Below are 7,620 nucleotides of genomic sequence, written 5' to 3'. Positions count from 1 at the left end.
AAGACGTCAACTTTGTCTTAAAGGCTTGCTTTAATTAATCTTTATCTGTCGATTTTTCAGCAGCTTCTTTAGCTTTAATGGCATCCATAGGTGGAATCACCTTAGCAGTTTCTTTCATTTGTTGTAACTCAGTGATGTCCCCTGTAAAGTCAAAACAACCAAGGTATTTACCATTCTCATCATGAACTGCATAAAAAGAAATATAAATTTTACGACCATCAAGATCTAGTAAAAATTCAAAATTATCCTTTGTACCAGCATGAAATTGTTTCAATAATTCTTGAACCTGTGGGCGGGCGCCGCCATGATGTAGGCCTAAAACGTTTTTACCAAAGGTCTCTTTAGAACGTTTGTAGACCCGATGTCCATTATCAGTGAACCATTGAAATTCATCATTCTCGTCACAAAATCCCAATTCAAAGGGAATCGTATTCAGAATTGTTTCCAAAACAGGTAAGGCAATATTACCAGTTTTAAAATGTAACATATCTTTTATATCAACGGTCTTTGGTTCTTCAGCCATGTTAATCACCTCATATAAATTTAGTTGTTCCAATTATAAACACACTAACTAAATGTATAGAATTTTAGCTTAAATGTAAATAGAAAATTACATTGGTTGCTGTTTTATTCTGACCTTAGGGCAATGGCAGCATCCTTTTTAGCTGCCATTCTAGCAGGCACATGGCCACCCAAGACGGTTAATGCTGTGCTGATCAGAATTAAAATTACCCCATGCATGAGATTAAGGGCGGCTACGCCACTTAAGCCGGTAATTTTCTCCAAAATAATATTTGCTGGAAAAGTCAATAACCACGCAATTAAGACACCTAAAATACCTGAACCAAAACCTAGTATAGTTGTTTCAGCGTCAAATACCCGGGTAATATCCCCTTTTCTTGCACCTAAAGCTTTTAAAACACCGATCTCTTTAGTCCGCTCCAGTACCGAAGTATAGGTAATGATGGCAATCATGATCATGCTTGTGATTAACGAAATGCCTGCAAAGGCCACTAACACATAAGTGATCGCATCCATCAAGCCACCGGTTAAATTAGAAACATTCCCTGCAAGATCAGTATAAACCACCTTATTGACCTTACTTTTACCTTTATTATATTTATCTAAATAGCTCAAGATTTGATCTTTATCTTTAAAGCTTGAAGGATAAATCTGAATACTAGTTGGTACAGCATTGCCACCAATCATGGCTAACATCTGCGGCTTGGCTTCTGCTGATAACTCTTGATTGGTCATGACATTACGATTACTGTTCTTTTGTGCCTTGACAATAGCCGAATCGCGATTATCTTCCATAACTTGTTTAGTCAACTGATCACTATAAGCAATCCCACTAGCTAAAATACCATCGCTATTTTTAGACTTAACTCGCAAAATTCCGACCACTTTTAACGTCTTGGTTTTATTGGCTTGAGACATTTTTTGATAGTCGTTTCCTGGTAAAAAATTACCCGTCGGTAGGGATTGATAAAAATCATCGTTACTAACTAATTGCATCGTCGTCCCAATTAATTGATCAAAGGTAAACTTTTTATTTTCTTTAACAGAAATTCCTAAATTACGGAGAGCATTGATATTAATTGAATTATCTCGATTAACGACCATCACAACATCTGTCGGTTTATCAGGATAAGCCCCAGACAATAATTTATAGTTAGACTTTAAAAAACTTTGACCGCCATTCCGGTCAATGGGATATACAGAACCACCTACACCTGTAGTTTGAGCCATTAAGGTCGCAAAATCGGTTTGACCACTTTGTTTGGTATTTGAAAATTTAACAGCCTGATATTTACCGTTAACACTTCTAATCAAATTAAGTCCAGTGGCATAGGTCTTACTAATATTTTTAGTGAGCGAAGGACTAATTTTATCCACATAGTCAAGATAATTTGACGTCAATTTATTTTCATGCTGAACTTTTTCAGCTGCACTAGTAGCGGCTGTAACCGAATTACTTTTGGAAAATTCTTGTTTTAAATTTTGCTGCTGCCCGGAGCCATCCTGTCCCACTTGACTAATAGTTACTGGAAATTGAGATAGAGTCTCCTTCTGGGTCTGATCGATTTGTCTTTGGAACCCATTTGACAGTGCTAGAACCACCGCAATACCAATAATACCAATGCTGGACGCAAACATGGTCAAAAAAGTACGCCCCTTTTTGGTTCGAATATTATTAAAAGATAACTTTAATGCGGTGAAAAAACTCATTTTCGTTCGTTTCAAACGAAAACGTGTGGTACTGCCATTCCCGTTAAATGGCCGCGTATCTTGCTGAATTTTACCATCTGCAAATTCAATAATGCGGTCAGCATACAGTAACCCACAACAATTGGACGTTGCTATGCCTAATAGCTCAATCCCAAGCTATGGTGTCACTTCTGCAACAGTTCAAGTATTAAATTAATTTCATCCCCTATCTGATTGATTATCCTCCCATAATCATCTATAGATAAAAAGAGCCTGGACGTTAATGTCCAGGCTCTTTTTGCTTATGCTTTTGCTAATTTAAGTACTTCTGCTTTTAGGGCGCTGATCAACTTAGGATCGTCATTAGGCATTTGTAGTCGGGTTAATTTGCCACCCTTAGTTTCAATAGCCTGCTTTAATTCAATATCCACATCATATAGAATCTCTAGATTATCATTGATGAAACCAACGGATGCGGAAATAATATGTTTGATATTATCCTGTTCAATTAAGTTTTGTGCCACTGTAACAAAATCTGGTCCGATCCATTTCTGTTCTGTCCGACCAGCACTTTGCCAAGCAATGGTATATTGATCTGGCGTTAATCCAGCAGTTTTAACCACGGTACGCATATTTGCTTCAACTTCATCACGATAACTGTCACCCCCATCAATGATACTCATTGGTAAACTATGGGCACTGAGAATGACTTTAGTATCAGGCTGGTCGATTTGTGGTTTCAATGCTACCAATTGATCACTCCAAAAATGAATCAAATCATCATTTTGCCACCAGCTCTTTGCTTCAACATAGGTTACATCTCCATGGTTAACCAACACTTCCTTAGCTCGGGCATGATAGTCACCCGTGTTAAAAGCTGAGTAGTGCGGTGCCAAAGGAATACCGTAAATAGTTTTAATCCCAGCGGCTAAAATATCTTTAACTGCATCTTGAATAAATGGATGAATATATTTATAACCGACAAAAACTTGATATTCACCGGGGAACTCTTGATCTAATTGTGCTTGCAATCCTTTCGCCTGGGCGTCAGAAATCTTAGCTAACGGTGAAGTCCCGCCAATGGCTTTATAACGGCTTACCAATTCATCATACAATGGCTTTGGTGGCTCGTGATGGTTGCGAATATTGGTGTAATAGCCCATAATATCGCTAATTTCATAGGGTGTACCATAGGACATTAATAGAACTGCTTTTTTATTACTCATAGATTTTCTTCTTTCGTAAAGGGAATTAAACTAGTAACAATGATGCTGATCACTGCAATCACTACTAATAGGACAAAAATACCACGATAAACTTGAATACCCATGTGGCCATTATTCACATTTAATTGAATAACGGAGGCGTAGACAATTGGTGCAACGGTGGCACCAATTTTTTGGTGGTGGATAGCCGCCGATTGCTTGGACACGATTCCCCTTACCAGCCATCCGACCGGCAATAACTTGCAATGGTGCAGACATGAAGCTACCTAAACCAAGGCCGAGGATGAAGGAGAATATTGTGAAGAGGCGTAATTGGCTTAGACCAAAAATAATTAAAAGACCGGATAAGCCAATTGAAGCGGCCGAAATAATTAATGTTCTTTTATTACCTAGTTTATCGACCATTAGGCCACCGATCCAAGAACCGATCACACTCCCCAACCCGGTGACAACTAGAGTCATCCTGATAGACGCATTGGTAGATGGAAAACAGTATGAACATAGGTAGGAATGTAGATGAATACGGCGAAAAGTGTACCGCCGAGTAAACCTAATAACAGCGTTAAACTATATGCGGGTTTCTTCAATAAATTAATTGGTAAAAATGGCATCTTATTAGGTGCAATATTGCGTTCAACTCTGATGAAGGTCCACAGGCTAATTGCTGCAACTACTATTAGAGCAAAGATGAGATACTTATAAGTGTTGAATTGTTGAATAAATGTCAGGAAGAGCATGAATGAGGTGATAAAGATTGTAAAGGCGGTTAGACCTGGAAAATCAGTTTGCCACTGTTCTTCTTTCACTTCGTTATCTAAAATCCGCCATACTAATAGGAATAAAATAGCAATAAATGGCAATAAACTATAATAAAAGGCACGCCAGTTACCTGTAAAGTCCAGCGTTAACCCTACAAAAATAGGGGCGAAGATTGAAGCTAAACCTGAAACAACACCAACAACAGAGACTTTACGGCCTTGGCGTTGATGTCCAGCCGTATGTAACATGAGATTGATGGATAATACAATAATGCCACAATCCCCTAAAGCCAGAATAAAACGACCTAGTAGGAATAAACCGTATGTTGGCGCAATACCGGTTAATAGGGCACCCAGGAACCAAATACCTAGTTCACCCATAAATATTTTTTTTGCGCCATAAATATCTGATAAATTAGAAGCGATTGGTGTACCGATCACTAGTCCCAATGTATAAATGCCTGCAACCCAGGATGAATTCACTGAACTCAAGCCAAAAGTCCGGGTTAGTGCTGGAAGCATCGTTGACACCGTGCCCCCATCTAGTTGCGAAATAAAAACTGCAATTGCATAAATCCAGAAATGCGATCGTACTTTCTCAACCGTATTAATCATTAATAACTTAAGCCTCCCAATTTTCTAAAAACATTTTTTGTAATCCAGCATTGTCCATGTGTGTGCCCACCACAAAATATGGAAACTCACCATAGACAGAACTGGCTTCATAATAACGCATCTCAGCAATAATTTTTTTGAACATCAGTGGTGTCTCTGCAAAAAGAGTCACGCCCCATTCGAAATCGTCCAGACCAATGGATCCAGTGATATATTGCCAAATTTTACCAGCATATGTCCGACCGACTGTGCCATGATCATGCATGAATTGACGGCGCTCATCGTAAGTTAGGGTATACCAATTAGCACCAGGTATTCTAAGCTTGGACATGGGATAAAAACAGATATAAGGTTTATCAGGTAATTCAGGCTTCAGATGTTGATTCACATAGGCCCAACCTTTATCTGATTTAGGTTTACCAGTATAAGTACCCACTTCAGTAACGGAAACGTAGGAAGTCCCTCGCTTTAAATAGTCAAACAGTGGCAACTTCGTTAACTGAAGCTCAATTTCATTTAACTCAGCCAATGTTTCGCGAAGTATAATGAGGCCTAGATCAGCCTTGTGACCAGATACATTGAATACATAGTGACTACCATTACCCTTAGCTTCTGTCTGCACAAAATCATCCAAAAGTAATTGAAACTGGTGGACCATTTCTTGTTGGTGCTCAAAAGTGACTTTACGCCAACTAGCACCATCAATGGACCAAAGTAAATGCATACAATACCAACCCTCAAGTGTCTCAACAGGTTCCTGCAAAGTAATTCCTCCTTTTCTAAAAAACAAAATAACAACCGTCATTCTATCATTATAGACATTATGTTAGTATTTACACAATATAATTTTGCAATAATTAACTTCAGTTAATTCCCTAATTTTTAGTAATCCCATACAAAAAAATGCACCATCTATGCTAATATATGGCTATCAAGATATTACTATTTTTAATACTCATTCAAATTACCTCTGGAGAATATTCCTGGAACATTTGTCATAACTTCCTGCGTTTCTTTTTTTACATCTACGTCCTCTACAAATTGAATTTGACGTGAAAGTCTCCATTCACCAGAATTACCGGCAATTAGTACATTCTTATTTGCCTCAATATATTCTGAAGATTCTCTGGAATAACCATTCTGCTGTAACCAAATTCGTAAGTCACTATCTGTTCCATACTCCATGAAGCGATACCAGTCATTCTGTGGTAGCATTCCACTCTTAGTTAACTCCTGGGTAACTTTCAAAAAATATTTACCTAATACAAAGGGAAGTCAACACTTTTTCGGGGCGGTATTGGTTAAAGCGACTGGCTTAGAGACTAACCCCAGATACTTCGGCAGATTAGCCCCTAAATAACCAAATTCTTCATCAGTGATATAAGCACAATCGGTGCGGGGATAACTGAGCAGTTTGTCTTCGTATAAGCTTTGAATAGCCGCTAAGGTTTGGCTGGCGCTGGCGTGATAACGTTTATTCATGGCACTTTGGAGACTAGATAGCGAGAATAGTTGGGGACTAGCACGCTTCTTGCCTTGCTTTTGGACGTTCTTGATTAAACCGGCCTGTGAGCCTTTCTGAACGCGTTTAGCTTGCATGAATGTTATTAGTCCTGCTTCGTCTTTAAATCGCTGATAGGGGTCTAATTTTGCGACAAATTTTTGCTGATTAGCTAAAATTTCCGCATTTAGTTCAAAATAGGGTTCCGGCTTAAAGTTTTTGATTGCCTGGTCTCTTTGATAGACCATACACAAGGCTGGCAGCTATACGTAACTAATCGAGCACGCTCTACGTACCAAATTTTTCTCAATATAAAATACATTATGGGCTACCATTCATACCAATTAACCAGTCGCTAATTTTGTGATTACAAGTGCATGCCCCCATCTTCATGCCGGTTTCGAGTTTGGTGTTGCCGTTGTTTTTTCGTCATTTCCCACTCAGTCTCCTTTAAACCTTGCGCCTGTTTTTGCCGTCCGTAATCTTCATCACGGGCATATAGGGCGATCATGATCGCATCACTAAAGGCCGTCTTTAAGTAGTAGCTTGGACTAACTGGCTTGTAATTTAGCGGTTGATAATGTCCAATATTTTCTTTTCTGTACTGGTCGTCCTTGGCTTGTTGCCTTTTAACTGCTTTTGGATTTTCTCGATTTGACTGTTCTTAATCGTTGGATCGACTTTGCATTCGCCAAAAAAGAGTTGTTTAGTGCCATCATGCTTTAAAACCCGTTGTAAGTGATGATTTTCTAACTGATCTAAGCTCAGCTGTCCCGACAAATAAGCTAACCCTAATTGATGTTCTTGGGTACTGAAAACCGCTTTTGGGTTTTCTTGCCATTGTTCCATTGTTTCGACTTTTAATGGCTTTAAAGTTGGATCATAGTACATCACGGCTGTATAAGCCTGTTCCTGTCTAACTAGTGAAAGATCATCTAAATCACCATTAGGAAAGGCTCTTTTCAATACTTCATGGTATTGCGTTTGAATGACTTGCTTAACGGCCATGATTGTCCGTAGGTCTTTGACTGCTCGAGTAATCTTTTGCTGTTCTGCTGGTGAATACTTTTCTAGTAGTCCTTTATCGATGTGTTCTAGGCTTTCTAAGCTATCAGAGTGGATCATTAGCGTATATTTCAGATCAATTTTGGCTTCTTTTTCTTGTTGCATTAATAACTTAAAACCAACGTATGGCCGCTTGGTAAAGGTCAATAATTGCTGGGTCAATAAATCATCACGAATATTCATTAAACGTTCGTTTAATTCACTACCTTTGAAAACTGTTTGTTCGCTATTAGTTTCTTTAATC

The 7,620-nt window shown here is 38.6% G+C and carries 8 protein-coding genes and 2 pseudogenes; all 10 read right to left on the bottom strand.

From position 1 onward, the window contains the following. Positions 1-34 precede the first annotated feature (34 nt). Positions 35-523 carry a PAS domain-containing protein gene (locus tag JCM14108_RS13225; RefSeq protein ID WP_010625596.1) on the bottom strand — a complete coding sequence of 163 codons (489 nt, stop codon included), beginning with the start codon at positions 521-523 and terminating at the stop codon, positions 35-37. Between the two features lie 104 nt (positions 524-627). Then, positions 628-2,160, bottom strand: coding sequence for an ABC transporter permease (locus JCM14108_RS13220; protein ID WP_235807042.1), 1,533 nt, complete (start codon positions 2,158-2,160; stop codon positions 628-630). A 353-nt stretch (positions 2,161-2,513) separates the two neighbouring features. Then, on the bottom strand, positions 2,514-3,437 hold the full coding sequence (hemH, locus tag JCM14108_RS13215) for a ferrochelatase (protein ID WP_003645607.1): 924 nt from the start codon (positions 3,435-3,437) through the stop codon (positions 2,514-2,516). After that, positions 3,434-3,643, bottom strand: a complete 210-nt coding sequence (locus JCM14108_RS15660; protein ID WP_237745845.1) for a hypothetical protein — start codon at positions 3,641-3,643, stop codon at positions 3,434-3,436. The genes hemH and JCM14108_RS15660 overlap by 4 nt, the downstream gene beginning before the upstream one ends. Next, complete coding sequence (locus JCM14108_RS15655; RefSeq protein ID WP_237745844.1) at positions 3,549-3,899, bottom strand: MFS transporter; 351 nt, start codon at positions 3,897-3,899, stop codon at positions 3,549-3,551. Before JCM14108_RS15655 ends, JCM14108_RS15660 begins: the two co-directional genes overlap by 95 nt. Then, complete coding sequence (locus JCM14108_RS13210; protein ID WP_237745843.1) at positions 3,896-4,810, bottom strand: MFS transporter; 915 nt, start codon at positions 4,808-4,810, stop codon at positions 3,896-3,898. Before JCM14108_RS13210 ends, JCM14108_RS15655 begins: the two co-directional genes overlap by 4 nt. 7 nt (positions 4,811-4,817) lie before the next feature. Further along, positions 4,818-5,573, bottom strand: coding sequence for a hydrogen peroxide-dependent heme synthase (hemQ, locus tag JCM14108_RS13205; RefSeq protein WP_003680658.1), 756 nt, complete (start codon positions 5,571-5,573; stop codon positions 4,818-4,820). 185 nt (positions 5,574-5,758) lie between these two features. Further along, a complete protein-coding gene (locus JCM14108_RS13200; protein WP_191978555.1) occupies positions 5,759-6,058 on the bottom strand; it encodes a hypothetical protein in 300 nt (99 codons plus the stop codon). Between the two features lie 33 nt (positions 6,059-6,091). Further along, a pseudogene (locus JCM14108_RS13195) lies at positions 6,092-6,704 on the bottom strand (DNA topoisomerase); the annotation flags it as partial. Further along, positions 6,679-7,620 (bottom strand): annotated as a pseudogene (locus JCM14108_RS13190) (MobQ family relaxase); the annotation flags it as partial. The pseudogenes JCM14108_RS13190 and JCM14108_RS13195, both read right to left, overlap by 26 nt.

Source organism: Lentilactobacillus farraginis DSM 18382 = JCM 14108, assembly GCF_000583655.1.
Classification (GTDB): domain Bacteria; phylum Bacillota; class Bacilli; order Lactobacillales; family Lactobacillaceae; genus Lentilactobacillus; species Lentilactobacillus farraginis.
This window is presented reverse-complemented; position numbering and strand designations above follow the sequence as displayed.